The sequence below is a fragment of the Peribacillus kribbensis DSM 17871 genome (assembly GCF_000430765.1).
GTDB lineage: Bacteria > Bacillota > Bacilli > Bacillales > DSM-1321 > Paraperibacillus > Paraperibacillus kribbensis.
Genome location: NZ_AUMQ01000016.1, coordinates 234,871 through 256,176 on the forward strand (window position 1 = coordinate 234,871; position 21,306 = coordinate 256,176).

A 21,306-nucleotide genomic window follows, 5' to 3' on the forward strand; every position below is an offset into this window, starting at 1 on the left:
AACATAGAAACCCATTTACTTATACATAAAAAATGACTTCATGCATTATCTCCCCCTGTATTGCCGAATTCATTTGTAATATCTTTTAAATTACATATTCTTGGAAAGTAGTTAGTTTTATATATCAACTTTAGGCGAAGTAGATGTTGGAGTACGCAAAGATGCCAGCATATACTGAAATCTTTCGGAAGCATTTAGTGAAAACATTCATCACTTACCTGCACTGTCTACTTTGCCAACTTATTTAAGCGCATATGTAACCATGGTGGATAATAAGGGATATGCCTATCTCCACGGAACATCCATGGCTTCCCCAAAAATAGCGGGGATCTTAAGTCAATGGAGATAAACATCCCAATTGCTGAATGACTTACCAATAACAAACAAAGGCCGACAAAATTGTCAGCCTTTGTTTCCTGCCTATTATCTTGAATGCTCTTTCTTCCCGGTTTGTTTTATTTTCAGCCCATAGCCCTTCGGGAAAAGAGGGTTTGATTTATCATGACTGTTCACCTGCTCCATATTTCTCGGCCATGTGAATGATAGCTTACCTGTGAATGGGTAGTCGCCAAATAGGACATCAGCAACACCTTCCCCTTCGCTGCCAGGAAGCCATGAAGCTACAAGCGCATCCATATCCTTAATCTGGTCGGTAAGGATCATTGGACGTCCGGACTGAAGAAGTACAACCATTGGTACTCCGGAAGCCTTAACTTTGTTTATTAGGTCGATATCCTCCTGAAGCAGCCCTAAATCATCACGGTCTCCGAACATTTCTGCATATGGCGGTTCACCAATTACGACAACTGCAACATCATGTCCCTTGGCACCTGAACCGTCTGCGCTGAAGTCAACCTTCGATTTTGTACCTGCTGCCTCTTTAATTCCCTGAAGTATGGTGGTCCCTGGTATTAAATTCTTTTCTGGCTGACCCATCCACTGAGGAGATCCTCCCTGCCAGCTGATGGTCCATCCGCCAGCCTGGTAGCCCATATTATCCGCTTTTTTGCCGGCTACGAAAATATTGGTATTATTCTTCTTAAGAGGCAGAATGTGATTGTCATTTTTCAATAATACTTGAGATTTTCTGACAGCCTCGCGGGCAACGGCCCGGTGTTCAGCCTGGCCAATCCCTTTTGATACTAAATTACGGTCTGCATATGGATGTTCAAAGAGACCATTTTCAAACTTAACGCGCAGGATTCTTGTAACCGCATCATTAATACGGCTTTGGGATACTTCACCAGTCGCAACAAGCTCTTTTGTCACTGAAATGAATTTCTTCCAGTCGTTTGGAATCATAAAGAGGTCAATCCCGGCGTTCACACTGCGTTTGATGGACTCTCTGAAATCATTGGGAACGATTTGCTGCGGACCGTTGTAATCAGAAATTACGAAGCCTGTAAAATGCAAATCACCCTTTAATACTTCTGTGATCAGATGGTAGTCGCCATGTGTCTTGAGGCCATTGATGCTTGAGTAGGTAACCATGACCGTCCTGGCACCTGCTTTTATCGCAGTCTTATATGGCTTAATGTACTTCTGAAGCTCCTGATCCGTATATTCGGTCACATTGCCCTGGTCATCTCCGCCTTCAGTCAGCCCATCTCCGACAAAGTGCTTAATCGAAGACACAACATGAGTGCCTTTTAGGAAATCTTTGTCTCCTACATTCCCCTGAAGTCCTTTTACCAGAGCCGAACCAAGTTTTCCTGTATCCTTAGGATCTTCACTATAGCCTTCATAGGTACGGCCCCAGCGGATATTTTGCGGTGCGGCAAGGACAGGAGCAAACACATAGGAAATTCCTGTCGCACGCACTTCCTCGGCTGTAGCCTGTCCGATCCGTTTCATCAGGTTTAGATCGTCCGCAGCCCCTAAGCCAATATTATGAGGAAATACGGTTGCCCCATAAACATTATTGTGGCCGTGTACGGCGTCAATTCCATAAATAATCGGAATGTGCAGCCTGGTGTCCATGGCACCTTTTTGGAAATTATCGACCATATTGGCCCAATCAGTGGGTGTATTGCCTGTAGTTGGCAGCGAACCGCCGCCGCTAAGGACAGAACCTATCCCATAATCTTTAATATCAGCCGCCGTAACAGCATTTCGTTCAGGCTCTACCATCTGCCCGATTTTTTCATCAAGTGTCATTCTGCGAAGCAAATCATCTACTCTCCGCTCTACAGAGATTCTCGGGTCTTGATAAGGAGCAATTTTCTCTTTAGCCCTTGCAATGCCCGACTGTCCTCCAATCGTGGAACCCACCAGCGTAAGCAGCACTAAACCAGTAAAGATGGAATGCTTTACTCTTTTCTTAGCCAACCTGATTCCCTCCTATATCCTTTTTTTACAGCTATCCCCTTAAGAATCCTTTCCTCCTTTGCACCAAATGACAACGCTTACAAAATGAGTATAATATACAAAATTTTCTTAATCTTTAGTAGAATTATGGATTATTTTGCTATTACATGGATTATATTGCTGTAAATTCCGATTTCAGGAACATAGTACTATGAGGATTATTGCAGGCTGGGTATGAGGGAGGAGAGGATGATTCTTTGTTCCTATGTGGTTTTATTCATTCTATTTAGCTATGCAGAAAGATCATGAAGAGTCATAATGAGTCTGGATGCCCTTTTTCGGTTATACCTTTACAGGGACAATTCCCCTTCATTTAACTTAAAGAAAAGGAACTGTCGGCAAAGCGGCAGTTCCTTATGTTGAACTCTGTTAATGAATGCAGTGGATCATTTATTTACCCGCGAATGCCATCAGATGCTTGGTAAGGTGGAAAACACCCGACTGATAATCCCCGCCGCGCTCAGCGATCTTCCCATTCACGCCATTGAATTCAACCGGGAGGATCAGCCCGGCCTGCATGAGCTCATCGCCATAGTATGCTTTTTCTCCATTAATGGAGTAGCTGAATGTCTCGTTCAGCCCTTGCAGTTTAAGAGTTTTCTGCTTAGGCCCGTTTGGCTGGGCCAATACTTTGTACCAGCCAACCAGCGCCTCCGATTGTTCCCTGCTGACAATCATCCAGGCTGTTTCATTGCTTTCAAACGGGCTTTGCAGGCGGTAAAACCGGCCATCGCGGATTAAATTCCGGTATTGTTTATAAGCAGCGACCTGCTTTTTAATTTCTTCCCGCTCTTCTTCCGTAAGCCTTAAAGGATCCAGCTCATAGCCAAACGTACCAAACATGGCCGTATCCGCCCTCGTTTTAAGCGGTGTATTCCTCAGTGTCTGATGATTCGGAACGGCTGACACATGGGAACCGATGCTGTAAATTGGATAGGCGAAGGATGTACCGTACTGGATTTTTAATCGTTCAACCGCATCTGTGTCATCGCTTGCCCATGCCTGCGGGGCATAATGCATCATTCCGGGATCAAATCGTCCCCCTCCGCCGGCACAGGATTCAAAAAGTACGTGAGGAAACCTGGAGGTCAGTCTTTCATATAAATCATAGACTCCAAGGATGTACCGGTGGAAAAATTCTCCCTGCCTGTCAGGCGGCAGCTTAGAAGAAAAGGCTTCTGTGATGTTCCGGTTCATATCCCATTTTATATAGTCCATGTCCGTACGTTCGATGATACCGGCCATTTTTTCATATAAATAGTCGACGATATCCTTCCTGGAGAAGTCCAGAACAAACTGATTGCGGCCGAGAGTCCGGTGCTGGCTATTCATGCCAACGGCCCAGTCCGGATGCTTCCGGTACAGCTCGCTGTCAGGTGAAATCATTTCCGGCTCAAACCATAGTCCGAATTTCATCCCTATTCCTTTTATTTTTCCGGCCAGGCTTTCAATGCCATTCGGCAGCTTGTTTTGGTCGGTCTCCCAATCTCCAAGGGAAGAGGTATCATCATTCCTATTGCCGAACCAGCCGTCATCCAGTACAAATAATTCAATGCCGAGCTCAGAAGCGGACCTGGCAATGTTAACGAGCTTTTCTTCATTAAAATCAAAATAAGTCGCTTCCCAGTTATTAATCAGGATCGGTCTTGTCTCATGACGCCACTGGCGCGGGATGAGATGCCCCTGATATAAGTCATGGAAGGCCTGGCTCATGCCGTTTAAGCCTTTGTCTGAATAAACCATTGCCACTTCAGGAGCCTGGAAACTTTCTCCAGGGTTCAGCTCCCACTTAAAACCAAAAGGATGGATTCCTGTTGAAAGCCTGACATTTTCATAATGGTCCACTTCGATTTGCATAAGGAAATTCGAACTGTAAATCATATTGAATCCGTAGACTTCACCCATATGCTCGGTCGCATCCGGCCTTTTCAGTGCGAGAAACGGATTATGATGATGGGAACTCGCCCCCCTGATACTTGAAATGGATTGAATCCCAGCCTCCAGCACCCTTTCCTTCACATGCCTCTCGCGGGACCATGTCCCTGCAAGATGAATCATGCTGTAATCTTTATCTGGAAAATCAACCGATGCTGACATGAGACGTTCGATATGAAACTTGGAATCTCCCTCATTCACCAGCCTTGCGCATCTTATAATCACTGGCAGATGAGTAAAAATGGTATAAGTGAGGATTAATTTTGCCTGAAGGTGACCATCCCGCAAAACAATCTGCAGCGTTTCGGCATCACTGTCGTCTTCTGTATACACGGCCGGCAGTCCTTCCATGGACGGCTTTCCTTTCAGCAGCTGATACCTTTCATATTGGAAGTTCGGGATGAAGGGACCATCCGGCCTGCTTAAGGATATGGCCGGCTCCCTAAAATCAGAATTGCCGTAAACCGGATACTCCTGCCTGATCGTCTCCAGGCTGAATGCGAGGTCATCCGCATATACATGGCAGCTCGCCGCCGTAGGGATGTCATAGGCCTGCAGATGGGAAAAATCCTCCCGATCCCGAAGTGCCTTTCCATAATATAGCTGGCCAAGCTGGCCATTCTTCATCACATGAAAAACATAGCTGACCTTCCCATTGGTAAGATGAAATTGCTTTAATTCCTGGTTAATATGTATGCCCAATATACTCACCTGCTCTATAGAAATTCATTAGCTGAAGCCCTAATTAATTTTAGTAGATTAAATGAAGATTTTTTTTCATCTCTCCACTGGCATTATAGTCTTCATTCGCTTTATGAAGGACAATTCTTCCGCTCTTTAACCTAGTTATGTCCTTCATCCCTCTGATGAAGGACAAATCTCCTGTACTTCAACCTGATTTTGTCCTTCACACCACTTATGAAGGACCGTTCTCCTGCACGTGACCCTGGTTTTGTCCTTCATCCCCCTGATGAAGGACTGTTCTCCTGCACGTGACCCTGGTTTTGTCCTTCATCCCCCTGATGAAGGACCGTTCTCCTGTACTTGAGCCTGGTTTTGTCCTTCATCCCCCTAATGAAGGACCGTTCTCCTGCACGTGAACCTGGTTTTGTCCTTCATCCCCATGAATGAAGATCCTAAATTCCTACAGGGAAGCCTGCCCTGGGGTCCAAAGGCAGGCCATCTATTAAATCCTCTCCATCTTAAACTCAAACTCTATATTTTCGTTCCCCTGGATCAAATACTCATCATGAACAGGTGCGCCCCAGCTGTCATCTCCGCCGACTCCCATCTGTTTTCCCGCTACAGTGATGACCGTGTAATGGACGTTTGGCAGCTCGAAAAGGTGCTGGGCGTTTTCAAGCTCCAGTGCTGTGTATGGTGAAACGCTGTATTCAAGCGGATCGGTCACAGAAGAAATCTTGATTCCCTGTCCTCTCTCATTTACAACCTCCATCCAGCGGACGCCGGTCCGGTTTCCGGATTCCTGCGGCATGAGGTAGCCGGAGAAATTCTCCTCAACCGTATTTTCAAAGATTCCGAGTCTTGCCCCCTTGGCACGGTCGGAATAATTCTCTTCAGGTCCCATCGCATACCATTTCAGCTGGTCATAATCTGCCGGCACTTTAAACGTCAACCCGAATAAAGGCATCTGGGGCAGACCTGCAGCTCCTTTGTAGGACATTTTCACATGAACGCTGCCGTCAGCAAGAACGGTGTACAGAGTTTTCACTTCGATCTCCTGATGGATGGAGAAGGCATAGGTAAAGGCCACCTGGACTCTGTCTTCTTCCTCCACTACTTCAACAGCCGTATGCCTGCGGGCAAAACTTGCGGCCATCCAGACTCCGGAATGGAAGCTCTGGCCAAAGCCTCTGTCATTGTCGGTTGTGGCACGCCAGAACAGCGGATACGGCGGGAATGAAATCATTTCCCTGCCGGCATAATTCATGGATACCAGACTGCCAGCCTGCTTGGAGAACAAAATCGAAAAGTCCCGGCCATGGACCCCGATATTGACATCTCCTCTTACAGTGCGAAGCTCACCCTGAATGTTCTCAGGCTCCTGGCCCTGCACCTCGAAAATATGCTCGCCAAAAGCAATCTCGTATCCAGCTTCTGCCCACTTCGCAGCTTCTTTCAGCTTCAGTGAGGATTGAATGCTGTACTCGCCGGCCTTCTCCAGCAGCGCTTCAGGCAGACGATGCTCAATAAACACTTCAGATTGCGGTTCAGCAGCCACCTCACGCTGCTCCCTGTATACTTCCCTGCCTTCATGAAATAAGGCTACTTCAAGCAAGCAGTCTTCACCTCTTGAGAAAAGGCTTTCATTCACAACCGTTGTGCCGCCCTTTTCAGGAGCAAGCTTAAAGTCCTGATAAAGGAATTTCACTTCCTGCATTTTAGGAGATTCTTCCCGGTTGGCATAGACAAGGCCGTTTGTACAAAAGCCGTAATCGGTCGGCCGGTCTCCGAAGTCGCCGCCGTATGCCAGAAATTCTTCTCCATACCGATCTGTTTTGACAAGGGATTGATCAATATAGTCCCAGATGAATCCCCCCTGGTACATCTCATATTTCTTTTCCAGGTCTGTATATTTGTACATCCCTCCGATGGAATTACCCATCGCATGCATATACTCGCAGCTTATGTACGGCTTTTCAGGATCCTCCGTCAAATACTTTTCAATATCCGCAGGCTTCGCATACATCCGGCTTTCCATATCGCTCGTCTCATTATAGTCTCTGTTATGGAAGACTCCCTCATAATGGACAAGACGTCCAGGATCCTGTGACTTGAAATACTTAGAAACATTCAGGATTACCTTCCCCGCATAAGACTCATTTCCGCATGACCATATTAAAATGGATGGATGGTTCTTATCGCGTTCATACATCGAAATCGCACGGTCCATGACGATGTCCTGCCATTCCGGCTTATTGCCCGGTATATTCCAGGAAGGCTCGACGGCCCCCATCTTCTGCCACGATCCATGAGTTTCCAGGTTCATTTCATCAATCACATACACGCCGTATTCATCACACAGTTCGTACCAATAGGTTTGGTTCGGGTAATGGGAAGTACGGACTGCGTTGATATTGTTGCGCTTTAAGGTCTTGATATCCCAGAGCATGTCTTCCTTAGTAAGCGTACGGCCTGTGCGGCAATTAAATTCATGGCGGTTGACTCCCTTAAAGACGATGCGCTTTCCGTTCAGCTTCATAATCTTGTCCACTAGCTCGAATTTCCGGAACCCAGCCTTCTGGGGCACCACTTCGACAATCCGGCCAACTCTATCCGTCACTTTAAAGAAAACCTGGTATAAATAAGGGTCTTCTGCACTCCATAAGGATGGACGCTCCACCTGAATGGAAACGGCAGCCCTGTCTCCTTCAACTTCCGCATCTGCGGAACCGGCAAGACGTCCCTCCGCATCATACAGCGCAGCCCTAACCTGGGCACCGCTATAGTCCCCCATTAACTGCAGGCTGGCATGCAGGGTTCCTTTTGTGAACGAATCGTCGAGTTCAGGCCTGATCCTGGCATCAAAGATGTGTATGTCCGGGATTGTGTACAAGTACACCTCACGGAAGATCCCTGAAAATCTCCAGAAATCCTGATCCTCGAGCCAGCTGCCCGTGCTGCGCTGATAGACTTCAACCGCGAGCTTGTTTTCGCCTTCTGTCAGGAATTGTGTCAGCTCGAAATCTGCAGGAGTGAAGGAGTCCTCGCTGTAGCCGACAAAATGGCCGTTAAGCCAGACGTAAAAGGCAGACTCCACTCCCTGGAACGAGATATAAAGCGGATTCCCCTTCATATGTTGTGGCAGGGTAAAGTATTTCACATAGCTTCCAACCGGATTCTTATCCTGGGGGATTTCAGGCGGGCGGATCTCATTATGCCCATCCCATGGATACATGGTGTTCACATATTGCGGCTGCCCGTGACCCTGAAGCTGGATATGGCCCGGGACGGTGATGTCCCCCCAGCCGTTGCAGCTGGACTCCTGCTTGTAGAACTCATGAGGACGATTATCTGGATTAATCGAATAATAAAACTTCCAATCTCCATTGAGACTGTACCTCATATTCATCGGCTCACCATTACGGGCTTCATCCATGGAAGAATAATACGTATGATCCGAATGGGCCGGCAGGCGGTTCACCATATAGATAGAAGGATCTGAGAGCCACTTAATTGAAGGATTTTCTGACATATCTCTTATGCTCCTTTTTTATCTTATTTTACTGACCCCATCATGCCTGCAACAAAATGCTTCTGCATCAGGAAAAACAGGAGTGCAGAAGGCAGCGTAGCAATGACAATGGCGGTCATAATGACTCCGAAATCAGGAGAGTAGCTGGAGCCCAGGTTGGAAATTAAAAGCGGAATCGTCATTTTTTCTGGTGTCTGCAGCACGACGAGCGGCCATAGATAACTGTTCCAGCTGGCCATAAAGGTAATGATGGCTGCTGCTGCATAAGTGGTTTTCATCGTTGGAATATAAATCCTGAAAAAGATGCCGAGTTCCGATAGTCCATCTATTCGCCCTGCTTCAAGAATTTCCCTTGGAAACATCTTTGTATTCTGGCGGAAAAAAAAGATCAAGAAAGCAGTTGTGACCGTTGGCAGGATGACAGCTGCCGTCGTGTCAATTCCAATGGCCGGCAATACCTGCGAAATGGATCCGAACATGCGGAACAGCGGGACCATCAACGCCGCAAACGGAATCATCATGGACAGAAGCAGGATGTTAAACAGGATGTCCTTAGATTTACTTCTGTAAATTTCAAAGCCGTATCCCGCAAGCGAAGCAATCAGCATGGCCAGGATCGTCGTCAAAATGGAGATTTTAGCCGAGTTCAGCAGGGCCGGGACCAAATCGATGGTGTCCAGCAGCTTCGTGAGATTATTCATGAGCTCCGCACCAGGCAGCAATTTCCCCTGAGTGACATCTGACGATTTATTGGTCGAGCTGATCACCATCCAAAAGAATGGGAAGATCGAAATAATGGAAGCGACAGCCAGCAATCCATAAGCCGATACCTTTTTTATACCTGTCATTCTTTATCACCTGCCACTCTGAACTGGATGATGGAAAAGATAACGATCATAATAACTATCGCATAAGATACCGTCGCCGCATAGCCAAAATCAGGAGTATATTTGAAGGATAGATTGTAAATATACTGTGAGATGGTCATGGTCGCATTCCCCGGTCCGCCTGCTGTGATATTCATGACCTCATCAAATAATTGCAGAGTCCCGATGGTCGAAGTAATGGATGTAAAGAGGATAATCGGCTTTAACAGCGGTACGGTGATTTTGGTAAATTGCTGAAAAGCCGAAGCTCCATCCATTTTGGCGGCTTCATATATGGAAGAATCGATGTTCTGCAAGGCAGACAGATAGAAAATCATATTATAGCCCGTCCAGCGCCAGGTGATCGCCAGGATGATCGTGATTTTTGCCCAGAACGGATCTGTCAGCCATTGAATCGGCTCGCTTAGGAGTGATAGCTTCATTAGCATGACATTGATCAGCCCATCCTGGCCGAACATGTATTTGAAAATGACCGAATAAGCGACAAGCGATGTAACCGCTGGAAGGAAAATTGCTGTCCTGAATAGCCCCTTCCACTTTAAGGTTTTGCTGTTTAGCAGCACGGACAGAACCAGGGCAAGGATAATCATCAGGGGAACCTGGATGATCAAATAAAAGACTGTATTTTTCACTGTGATGAGGAAAACCGGATCCTTGAACAGCCTCGTATAGTTAGCCGCACCGACCCAGCTCAGGTTAGCCCCTGTCCCCGATTGGAAGGATAGCAGCAGAGACTGAAGCATGGGATAAAAATAAAAGATTAAAATCATGATGGCTGAAAGCAGGACGAATGACCAGCCGATCATCTTATTCCGCACCCGGTAATTCAGCGGCCGTTTGGGGGATACTGCCTTAACGGGCCTTGCAGGTTCCAGCACCTCGCCAGTTTTTTGCATGACCTTCTTCAACTCCTATTCATTGGACTTCATTCATTTTTCGTGTAAGCATGAGAATCATAGTCGGAGATTTTCCGTTTTTTCATACCCAATGAAGATGAGATTCAGGTATGAGCAAGAAACAAAAGCCCCGGAACTCGCCCATCCATTAGACAGCATGCTGCTCTAATTGGAGAAGCCGGCAGATTCCCAGGGCTTTTATCCTTATTTGATCTGGGCTTCTGCCTGAGCCTGTGCATCCTCCAGGGCTTTATCCAGATTCTTGCCTTTTAGATAATTCTGCATTTCCACAGCCAGGATGTCCTCGATGGCATACGTATGAAGGCCGTAGTTGACCTGCGGAATTTTTTCGGTCCAGGAAGCAAAGTCGGAAACGACCTTCTGTCCTCCAAAGAAGTCATCTGATGCTTTATAGGCGCCCCCTTCTGCAGCGGGCTTATAGGTGCCGATGGCCCCGATTTCTTTATTCAGAGTTTGATAGAAGTCCACATTTGATCCAAAGGTTTTGGCCAGGAAGTCTGCAGCCTTTTCCTTGCCAGGAATATTCAATACATACCAGGAGCTTCCCCCAAGGTTTGAGGCGTTCACAGATTTTGGATTATCCGACTGGCGCGGCATGGAGACCACTGCCCATTTGCCTGATTGAGAGGCTTCCGCTTTAACGGACGGAGTGATCCAGTTACCTGTAGGAACGGTCGCCACATCTCCGCTGTTAAAGCCTCCTACGAACTGGCTCCAGTCAGAGGCTGGCTTCACAAGATCTGCATCCAAGATGGCTTTGTACGTTTTGAAGGCTTCCTTCAAGGCTTCGTTGCCGGCCAGATCAGGAGTTTTGCCGTCCTCCTTCAGATACCAGGAACCGCTTGACTGGATCATCATCCGGATCAGGCCGAGATCCTTAGGATCCTGTGTCAGCATAACCTTGCCTGTTGCCTTTTTAATCTTCTTGCCGACTTCAATATATTTGTTCCAATCCATATCCTGCACATCACTTACTTTTAAGCCCGCTTTTTCCAGATAATCCGTCCGGATATAAAGGCCGGTTACGCCTGTATCAAACGGCACCCCATAGTTTTTGCCATCCAGGCTTGTGGGCGGTATTTTATAAGCAGCGAAATCATCTGCTTTGATTTTATCAGTCATCTCATAAAACATATCGGGATAGGCCTGTAGGAAGCTCTGTGCGCGGTAATCCTCAATCAGGACTGCGTTCGGCAGTCCCTTGGTCGTACCGGAGCTCAAGCTTGTATTCAGCTTTTGCACGATATCCGCCTGGGCATTTTCCACCACTTTAACGTTCAAATCAGGATTTTCTGATTTGTAAGCATCCTTTGCCAGATTCAAAGCCTTGATATTAAAGTTTGGATCCCAAGCCCATACTGTAATTTCCTTTGTGTCCTTTCCGCTGCTGGTCGAAGCATCTTTCGATTTTGAGCCGGAGCATGCGGATAAAAGAAGGATGCTGACAAGGAGCAGTGAAAGCATCTTTTTCATAGAATGACCCCCAATAGTTTAATAGTTTGTAAGCGTTATCAACCTACAAATTTATGGTATCACTCTAATCCAAAAGGCTGTTAGGAAGATTTTATTGTGAATTTGGATTATTTTTAGCTGTTCAACGATCCAGCATGGCTGGTTTATGATTATTTTTGGATATTTGGATTATTTTTAGGTTCATGCTGCCGGCATGCTGATCCGGATCCTTGTCCCTTCCCCTGCCTCACTTGATACCGTAACCCCATACTCCTCTCCATATATCAGTTGAATTCGTTCGTGAACATTTTTGACGCCAATCCCTGAAAACAGCTGATGCTTCCTTTTCGTTTGCGGCAAACGTCCTGCCGAAGAGTCTTCCATCCCGTCACCGTCATCCAACACTTCACAGATTAAATCCTCATTTTCCTTCCAGACCATAACATGGACATATCCGCCTGGCTTTTGATTAAAAGCGTGAAAAAAAGAGTTCTCGATAAAAGGCTGGAGAATTAACTTAGGGATCTTATATTCCTGGCAGTCCGGGCTGATTAAATAGTTCACTTTAATTCGTTCTCCGTACCTCTTTTGGTTGATAAGCACATAGTGCTTTAGATTTTCCATTTCCTCTCGTACGGAAATGGTTTCACTCACATTTCCGATGGTATTTTGCAGCAAGGAAATAAAGGAATTCAATGTGATTTCCGATTCCTCGACATTCCCCTGCCTCACCATGAATTTAATCGAGGTGAGTGTATTATATAGAAAATGCGGGTTGATCTGCTGCTGAAGAGCCGCAAGCTCCGCGGTACGCCGCTGTTTTTGGGCATCCACGAGCTCATCGACATAGCGGTGCAGCTCATCGAACATGGAATTGAATGCCTCGCCGAGCTGCTTTGTCTCATACGTGCCATTTACCTCGATCGGCTGATGAAACCCGTGCTTTGGTGCGCTTGAAATCTGCCGGACCAGCTTTGTCAGAGAGTTCGTCATTTCCTTTGTCCCGAGGAAGACAATGATGAGAGCAGCAAGGAAGATCCCAAGACAGATCAACACAATCGCCCGCTTGTCGATCACATCCTCGACCGCAGCTTTTTTATCCAGGATATTGAAAAGGTACATATCATAGGAAGGAAGGTATTGCATCAGGATGATCTGCTCTTTCCCCATAAAATTCTCCACAATATAGCCATCCTTACTGTTTTCAATCTTTTTCACATAGTTCAAAACCCTGGCATCTCTTTTTCCGATCAGGGACGGCATATTACTGGACAGCACCTCTCCCTTCTTATCGACAATGAAGACATTGCTTCCTTTTGTGGTATAAGGGACGTAGGATTTTCGGAACTCCTTCTCATTTAGAGCAAAATACATGGTCCCGTATATGTCCCCCGAGATCCTGTCCATTAAAGCAAGGGATGCGACGATATAATGATTCATCTTGCCGTCATCATCTTTTCGGGTGTCCAGCTGGTACATCAGCTTCTTGGGTTCTGCATAGGTTTTTTGGGTGATGGGGCTTGTAATCAGCTCCTCATCTGAAATCGGCCAATAAATTCTCTCTGTCGTATGCCCAATTCCGTTTTTCCCCATGACAAATATGCTCATATCGTAATTATCCAGATTACTCCTTACACGCTTGAGCTGCTGGGACATATTAAAATAACTGCTCATCTTCTGCAGATTATTCTGTTTCTCCGTCAGACCTTCCCGGATAGTCCTGCTGAGCAGCAAATTCTGCGAGGCAACGGCGATTTCATTGCTGTAGCCCTCGAAGTGTTCCTTCATCTGGGCGATGACCCTTGAATTGACAATGCTGAATTTCTCGATAAAGAATCGTTCTGACATCTTGATGGTCGTCCATGTGATGGTGATCGAAACGGTCACGATCATGAACACTGCGAACACAAAAAGCTTGGTAAACATTCTTGTCTGCCGGAGCCGTTCAGGCAACATTCTCATATGCATGCCATCCTTCATCTCGTAATGTATCTGCGTTTATATTGACTGGGGGAAACGCCCATTAGCTTCTTGAATACCTTGCAGAAATAGCTGTGATCCGAATAGCCCGCTTTAGCGCTGATTTCAGAAATCGGATACCGATTATCTGCCAGGAGCTTAATGGCCTTGTTAATTCTGATTTTGTTCAAATATTCCGTAAAGCTTTCCATATTATTCGCTGAGAAATACGAGGATAAATAAGACGGGCTGAAATGAAAATGCTTAGCAACGTCTGTAAGAGTGATAGGCTCCGCAGAGTGTTCCATCATAAAACTCCGTATGCTCTCCATATTAATGGATGCGGTTTCAGAATGGGCCTGATTCATAATGTTATGCAAATCCTCGATAAATCGGTCAAGCAGGTCACGTACACGCCCGGCCGTCTGGGACTGGCCGATCAATTTTAAATAAGCATACTTTGCCTGATCAAGCTCTTTTACGGAATACCCCATACTGCCCAGGATGATGATGGAATTAAAAATGATATTGCTAAAGAAAGCTTTGTACTCAAAGCTGTCCATCGTGAAACAACGGGACAGCGTCTCTGTATAAATTCTCAAATTTTGGAATGCAGAATCAAACTTCTTCTGCCTTAATTCAAGAGAGTATTCTTCCATATTGAACTCCCCTGCAGCCTGTGGCCTTGTTTCCAGAATGGAAGGAGTGAGAGGAAGAGAATCGGAAAAATAAAAATAAAGCTTAAGCAGCTTCTCCAATTGCCGTACCGGCTCCCCGCTGATTTGTTTGAGATGTGTAAAGGAGGAACTTAAGGCTCCATATAGTGTTGGTGTGTTAATACATAGTTTCGAGACAGCTTCATGAACAGCGGACCAGCCGCTGTCCGTATTGATGAGGAAGGAAGCTTCCATATGCGTGGATTTGATGGGAACCAACACAGCGTGATCCAGCTCGCTCTTAAGGGTTTCCTCAATGAACTCGATAACTGGCTTTGGAAGATCTTCTCCATCGAACAGATCTTTCATTCCAAATCCCGCCAGACAATAATTTTTGTATGGAAGCAGTCTGTGTGCGTTTGGGGCCTCATAGCCCTTAAGAATCTTATTTACCATTTCCTGAGCCGCAGCCTTCTTATCCTGCTTCTTCTCCATCTTTCCAACTGATTGGATCTTAGCTGCTGTCCGGTTTAATACCTCCAAAAGTCCTGTACTATCAAGCTTTGGTTTTAATATATAGTCGACAGCACCATGCTGGAAGGTTGATCGAACATAATCAAAATCACCAAAGCTGCTTAAAATTATGATTTCAATATCGGGATATCGTTCTTTTATCTGCTTTGTAAGTTCCTCTCCGTCCATAACAGGCATGACAATGTCCGTCAGGATGATATCCGGATTTGCGGATTCTATTAATTCCAGGGCTTCCTGTCCGTTCCCTGCTTCTCCAGCAATTTCATATCCTTCTCTCTCCCAATCGATATAATGCTTTATGCCCTGCCTGATGAGAACCTCGTCATCTACAATCAAAACCCGGTACCGTTCTTTTGCCGGCATCTGCATCCCCCTTTGTTTAATGAGACTTATTCCTACATTTTATAGGAATGAAAGGGCTTACTCCATATAATTTTTCTGCTATCAAAATCAATCTGGTGTAAACTGATATACTGGTATGGAAGTCTTATGACAAGAAGGAGAAACTATTTGAATACCAATCAAAGAGCAAACGAGCTGCTTGAGAGAAATCAATATGAAGAAGCATTGAGATTATTTAAAAAAGCAGTGCTGGAGTCAAGAACTGTACAATCACTGAATAATCTTGCGTGGATCTATAGTAATGAAGAAGACGATGATGCAAGTGCTCTTCCATTAGTGAAGGAGGCGATCAGGATGCAGCCCGCCTCCCATTTTCCTTATAATTTGCTGGGTGAAATATATGGCCGGGAGCAAAAATGGAAGGAAGCCATAGAGGTCCTGCTGAAGGCCATTTCCATCCAGCCCTCTCAGGCTGCTCATCACAACTTGGGGGCTGCTAATTATAAGCTTGGTTATAGTGAAGAAGCAGCCAAATACTTTCTTCTTGCTGCCGTTGAATCTGAATCAGATTTTACGATGTACTGTCATGTAAAGTGTTTGATAGAAATGGGACACACAGGAGAAGCAAAGAAGAGGCTCGATGCCTTTTCTGAAGTAGATGAAGAGTTTGTCGGTGAAGCGGATCTCGCAGATATGTATGCGGAATTAGGCTGTTTTGAAGAAGCTGTAGATTGGTTTGAAAAGGGATGGGACTTTTATGGAAAGCAGACAGCATGGGTCAGCCGGTTTGTTTTTTCCCTGCTGAAGGTAAATAATCCAGAGCGGGCCCACGGAATTATCCACCAGGCTTTAAACGAACACTTGGCAGAATTGAAGAATGCCTATGATGAAGAAGTAAATGAAGATTGGTCTGAAAGCGATAAATCTGAATACATTCAAAAATTGCTCGATGAAAAGAAAAACTATGAACAGATGTTTGAAAAAATCTCCTCCGGTTTTATTCCACCCATGGATTTTGATGTATTTATCACGACATCTTGTTATCTTTTTGGGTGTACACGGCATAAGCATCCTGAATATCAGGAATAATTCAAGAGAGGCTCCAATCGGAAGCCCTTGCTTAAATACTGCATTCTAATAAATTTATATCATTCGACTCTGTACATAAAATGGTTTCTGTCTTAATAGCACAGTAGATTATATAAGTTTGATATCAGTATTATGTCCCGCTATCTTGTTGACTTTTGTAAAATATGCACTTTTATAATGGATTTCATTTTATTTGAAGAATGAACGTCAAAAAAACCAAACAATCATGGCGTTCAGGATGGAGTTGACTGTTAATAATCTGCAAAAAAGAGTTCCTTATTTAATGGGTTTTCATGGTGATTTTCAGGGTATCTTTAGATTAATCTTTATCCTTAGATGATCAGCCAGTGTGAACTTGTTAATGAGTTTTATTCAGCGTGATCTATGAAAACGAGGTGAGTCATGATGAACTTAAAAAAACAACTTAGTAAAGCCTTCCTTCTTTGTTTGCTTTCATTGCTTGGTTTTGCTCTAATGGCTGTATTAGTCAGCAAACATACCATTATAAGGTTTGACAGTACCATCATATCTTTTGTACAAGGTTTTGAATCTGCCTCTCTTACAGCTGTCATGAAATTCTTCACCTTTATTGGGGGTACCATTCCAGTTGTGGTGCTATCCCTTGTTACCATGGTTTTCCTTTATACAGTCTTGAAACATCGAACGGAACTGATTTTATTTTTCGCCGTTATGGCGGGTGCAAATGTGTTATTTATCACATTAAAGTTATTCTTTCATAGGGCCCGGCCAGATTTGCATAGATTAGCCGAGGCGACCAATTATAGTTTCCCCAGCGGCCATGCGACCATGTCATTGGCTTTGTACGGCTCCTTGGCCTTTTTGCTCTGGCGGCATATTAAAACGCATTGGGGACGCGTTTTATTAGTTTGTATTTCGATTCTAATGATTTTGTCCATTGGGATCAGCCGTATTTATCTTGGTGTTCATTATCCCAGTGATATACTAGCTGGTTATTTCATCAGCGGCTTCTGGCTAACCTTCTCCATATGGTTCTATCAGCGCTATCAGGAAAGAAGGTATAGAAGAATCTCTGATCAGGGACGATAAAGAAAAGTATAAACTAACCAAAACAGGCAGAAACCCGCAACACTTAATTAACAGCCGCAGCCAATGGGGAGATTGGCTGCGAAAGAGTGATGATCAGGTCTGCCTGATACATGGTCAGCTTTATACTTCCGTCAGGGCCATGCCAGGCAGGCAATCCTGATGCATCTGCTAAGGCAGAAATACTGCGCTAGCTCTATTGTTCCTTATTATGTTTTTGAAGCATTATCCAGATTTTTTAATCAAAAAATACTATATCCGTTATTTACTGCCTTTTTACACATGTTCTCCTTCTAGTTTATCCTCTATTCTACTCTCCCATTTAGTCATTACCAGAGCTGCAAGCGAATTGCCGACAATATTGACAGCTGTGCGGGCCATATCCAGGATCCGGTCAATTCCTGCAATAAAAGCGAGTCCTTCAACAGGGATGCCTACACTGCCGAGTGTGGCAAGAAGTACAACGAAGGAGACTCCTGGAACACCGGCCATTCCCTTGGAGGTAAGCATCAATACGAGAACCAAGGTGATCTGATGTCCAATGCTCATATGAATGCCGTACATCTGGGCAATAAACAAAGCAGCAATGGCCTGGTAAAGAGTCGATCCATCCAGGTTAAAGGAATAGCCGGTTGGGATAACGAATGAAGTGATGGCCTTAGGACAGCCCAGCTTCTCCATCTTTTCCATTATTTTTGGCAGGACCGATTCAGAGCTGGCCGTGGAATAGCCTAATAATAATTCATCCTTTAGATATTTTAAGAGGAAGAAAATATTATATCCCGCTATTTTGGCTGTGAAGCCCAGCACAACAATAATAAAGAAGATCATTGATCCATAGACAACCAGCACGAGTTTCCCCAGAGGAATTAAGGAAGATAACCCAAAGGTTGATACGGTCACACCGATTAGCGCAAATACACCGAATGGTGCAGCTTTCATGATTTGGTTAGTTACATAATACATGGCTTCAGCTGTCCCGCTGAAAAAGTTCAGGACAGGCTTGCCTTTTTCCCCAATGGCCGCGATTCCGAGCCCAAACAGGACCGAGAAAAAGATGATCGCCAGCATATCCCCATTGGCCGCTGATTGTATGATATTGGTCGGAACAATATTCACAAACGTGTCGGCCATTGAATGTTCATCAGTCGTCTTTGCGGTGGATACATATGCGTTGATATCCGTCTTTGTCAGATGGGAGCGGTCGACACCTGTTCCTGGATGGAATAGATTTGCCGCTAATAATCCAACTACAATGGCAATGGTCGTAATGATTTCAAAATAAAGAATCGTTTTGCCGCCAAGCTTTCCAAGTGACTTCATATCGCCAACTCCAGCAACTCCTACAATAAGACTGGAGACCACAATAGGAATGACGATCATCTTGATCAGGTGGATGAATATATTTCCAATTGGCTGCAGATACTCTGCCACGTGGGGATTTCCATAGAAGATTCCTCCGACCGTAATACCGAGTATTAATCCAATGAAGATTTGCCAGGCTAATCCAATTCGTTTCATCATAATCCACTCCCCGTGTTGTTATAATATAAGTTTAATTTTAATTATTTATATGAACAATATATAATTTAGATAGAAATCATCTCAATTCGAGATGGAAAGGTCATGAATATGGAATTAAAACAGTTAAAATACTTTATTGAAGTTGCCCGGCTGGAGCATTTTTCAAAGGCCGCAGAGGAATTGCATGTCGCACAGTCTGCTTTAAGCCGCCAGATTGGATTGTTAGAAAAAGAGCTGGGAGTGGAGTTGTTTCAAAGAGAAGGACGAAACGTAAAGTTAACGTTGATCGGACGAATATTTTCAGAACAGGCAGTGATTGCGTTAAAGGCAATTGAACATGCCAAACAGATGGTCGATGAATATCTGGATCCGGAACGCGGAACCATCCGGATCGGGTTTCCCTCCAGTTTAGCGGGCAGCACCCTGCCAGCAATTATTTCAGCTTTTAAAAGAGAGTATCCTGAAGTGAAGTTTCATTTGCGGCAGGGATCTTATCCATTTTTAAAAGAAGGAATTAAGAACCGGGAGATTGATTTGGCGTTTATCGGACCAGTTCCCACCCATGACCCGGATTTACATGCGGATATCTTATTTTCCGAGCACTTTTTCGCCCTCTTGCCTGAAAAGCACCCTCTGGCAGGAAGAGAATGTTTATCATTAAACGAATTAGCCGAGGATGCCTTTGTGTTATTTCCAGAAGACTTTATTCTGCGCAAGATCGTTGTGGATTCCTGCCATCAGGCCGGTTTCCGTCCATTCATCCCCTTTGAAGGCGAGGATTTGGACACGCTGAAAGGGCTGGTCTCAGCTGGAATCGGGATCTCCATACTTCCTGAAACCACCCTAAACGGCAATCTGCCTGTTGGAACCATCAAATTACCCATCATCCAGCCCGAAGTAAAGAGAACCGTGGGCGTCATCGTCCCTAAGAATCGCCAGCTCTCCCCTTCTGAACATTTGTTTTATGATTTTGTCCTGAACTATTTTAGAAATAGGAATTCGTGATTATTGGTAAGTTAAAAAGTAACCCTCAAAAAAGAAAGAATGCCCGGCATTTAAGCCGGGCATTCATCTTTAGTAAACCAACAAAAACCGCCCTGTTGTCCTATGATATGTCGAACAAAACTATGATTTTTTTATCGTTTATGATTTTTATAATTAGGAAATTATTGGTAATTGAGAATTAACAATTAAATGAAGTTTTATTGAATCACAACCTGATATACTTGCTTTAATTTCAGAAAGGCGGGAATTACATTTGGATCGACTAATTGGGTTAGCAGCAGGTTTGGTTTTATGGATCTGGGCAGCCTTTAAAGCAAAAAAGGCTATGAAGCCCTTTGTCATTCTCTTAATTCTAGCACTATCCTATGTCACTTATTTGTTTTCCAAATTAATCTTCTTTAATCCGGACTTATGAAAACCAAGCCTTGAAAACTAAATCCAGATCGTTGTCTTGCCATAGATCAGATTACTTTTGAAAATTTTTTCTATGACTCCCGATAACTCAATTGGAAAATCAACTTTATGGTCACGATTTACAAACCTTATATCCTTTATTTTATCCGCTTCATTCATAGTGGGAACTCCACTTACGCTCTCTGCAAAGTAGAAATAACCCTTCCATTTAATGGTTCCAAAATAAAAATCTCCTTGATGGACCTCTGTAAGCTTATGAACCATCAGGCCAGTTTCCTCTTTAACTTCCCGTTTTGCACACTCCAGAGGCATTTCTCCTAATTCCTTTTTTCCGCCTGGGAAATTCCACACATTTTCTCTATCTTGAATGACCAAAATATTATGGTCCCTGTCCCCTATTAGGACACGAGTGAATACCTTTTCCATAGTATGCTCCCTCTCCCCTCTCTCGAACACCTCCAAAATTCGATTTATGTAAAGAATTCCCTTCTAATCTAGCCTGGCCGCTAATAAAACTGTGTGAAATTCGAACTTAACAACATTTTCCATAATGAGTGTTTATAATATATTATAAATGGAATGAGTTGAAACACTTTACCCAAAAGAAAATACTTTCTTACCCAAATTGTTCTTAAACCATTTTAATATAGGTAGTACTCTTATGATGAAACTTAATGGATGAGTCGTAATACCTGAATCAGGTATTGGACATTATTCGATTAGTCGGACAAAAGACTGCTTAGTTACTCAGGAATTCAGTGTTTTTTTGACACTTAAAAATGTTACTAAGGAAAAAATAAGACCAATCTCTTTGAAGCTAATGACTTTTGAAGGAAAAATTAGATGACTGAGTAAACAGTGCTGATTCTCCTAATTCTGAATTATGATCAGCGACATTGGTTTTAAAGTATCTATTAATACAAATGCCAGTTTTATTGTATACT

General features: G+C 44.3%; 13 protein-coding genes. 3 read left to right on the forward strand and 10 right to left on the reverse strand.

The features are described 5' to 3' along the window. Window positions 1–423: 423 nt before the first annotated feature. From H539_RS0101055 to H539_RS0101100, 8 genes are all read right to left on the reverse strand, one after another. Entirely contained in the window at window positions 424–2,328 is a 1,905-nt protein-coding gene (locus H539_RS0101055) for a glycoside hydrolase family 3 protein (protein WP_218970907.1), read from the reverse strand. Between the two features lie 429 nt (window positions 2,329–2,757). Further along, complete coding sequence (locus H539_RS0101060; protein ID WP_026691971.1) at window positions 2,758–5,004, reverse strand: alpha-galactosidase; 2,247 nt, start codon at window positions 5,002–5,004, stop codon at window positions 2,758–2,760. Between the two features lie 484 nt (window positions 5,005–5,488). Further along, the gene (gene lacZ, locus H539_RS0101075; RefSeq protein WP_026691972.1) at window positions 5,489–8,518 is read right to left on the reverse strand and encodes a beta-galactosidase, LacZ type; all 3,030 of its coding nucleotides are present in this window, start codon (window positions 8,516–8,518) and stop codon (window positions 5,489–5,491) included. Between the two features lie 23 nt (window positions 8,519–8,541). Further along, the gene (locus tag H539_RS0101080; protein ID WP_026691973.1) at window positions 8,542–9,366 is read right to left on the reverse strand and encodes a carbohydrate ABC transporter permease; all 825 of its coding nucleotides are present in this window, start codon (window positions 9,364–9,366) and stop codon (window positions 8,542–8,544) included. Then, window positions 9,363–10,211: a carbohydrate ABC transporter permease gene (locus H539_RS0101085; RefSeq protein ID WP_245602109.1), complete on the reverse strand. Its 849-nt coding sequence runs from the start codon at window positions 10,209–10,211 to the stop codon at window positions 9,363–9,365. The genes H539_RS0101080 and H539_RS0101085 overlap by 4 nt, the downstream gene beginning before the upstream one ends. A 294-nt stretch (window positions 10,212–10,505) precedes the next feature. After that, window positions 10,506–11,795, reverse strand: a complete 1,290-nt coding sequence (locus H539_RS0101090) for an ABC transporter substrate-binding protein (protein WP_026691975.1) — start codon at window positions 11,793–11,795, stop codon at window positions 10,506–10,508. Between the two features lie 180 nt (window positions 11,796–11,975). Then, window positions 11,976–13,736 carry a cache domain-containing sensor histidine kinase gene (locus H539_RS0101095; protein ID WP_026691976.1) on the reverse strand — a complete coding sequence of 587 codons (1,761 nt, stop codon included), beginning with the start codon at window positions 13,734–13,736 and terminating at the stop codon, window positions 11,976–11,978. A 14-nt stretch (window positions 13,737–13,750) separates the two neighbouring features. Continuing rightward, window positions 13,751–15,286: a response regulator transcription factor gene (locus H539_RS0101100; RefSeq protein WP_026691977.1), complete on the reverse strand. Its 1,536-nt coding sequence runs from the start codon at window positions 15,284–15,286 to the stop codon at window positions 13,751–13,753. A gap of 147 nt (window positions 15,287–15,433) precedes the next feature. Here H539_RS0101100 and H539_RS0101105 point away from each other — a divergent pair, with 147 nt between their 5' ends. Then, window positions 15,434–16,354 carry a tetratricopeptide repeat protein gene (locus H539_RS0101105; RefSeq protein WP_026691978.1) on the forward strand — a complete coding sequence of 307 codons (921 nt, stop codon included), beginning with the start codon at window positions 15,434–15,436 and terminating at the stop codon, window positions 16,352–16,354. A 402-nt stretch (window positions 16,355–16,756) separates the two neighbouring features. Continuing rightward, on the forward strand, window positions 16,757–17,422 hold the full coding sequence (locus tag H539_RS0101110) for a phosphatase PAP2 family protein (protein WP_026691979.1): 666 nt from the start codon (window positions 16,757–16,759) through the stop codon (window positions 17,420–17,422). Between the two features lie 273 nt (window positions 17,423–17,695). Here the strand turns inward: H539_RS0101110 and H539_RS0101115 are convergent, their stop codons facing one another. Next, complete coding sequence (locus H539_RS0101115) at window positions 17,696–18,940, reverse strand: cation:dicarboxylate symporter family transporter (RefSeq protein WP_026691980.1); 1,245 nt, start codon at window positions 18,938–18,940, stop codon at window positions 17,696–17,698. A 111-nt stretch (window positions 18,941–19,051) separates the two neighbouring features. Between H539_RS0101115 and gltC the strand changes: the two genes are divergently transcribed. Beyond that, complete coding sequence (gene gltC, locus H539_RS0101120) at window positions 19,052–19,948, forward strand: glutamate biosynthesis transcriptional regulator GltC (protein ID WP_026691981.1); 897 nt, start codon at window positions 19,052–19,054, stop codon at window positions 19,946–19,948. A 432-nt stretch (window positions 19,949–20,380) separates the two neighbouring features. Here gltC and H539_RS0101130 read toward each other — a convergent pair whose 3' ends face one another. Beyond that, window positions 20,381–20,788, reverse strand: a complete 408-nt coding sequence (locus H539_RS0101130) for an NUDIX hydrolase (protein WP_026691982.1) — start codon at window positions 20,786–20,788, stop codon at window positions 20,381–20,383. Between the last annotated feature and the right edge of the window lie 518 nt (window positions 20,789–21,306).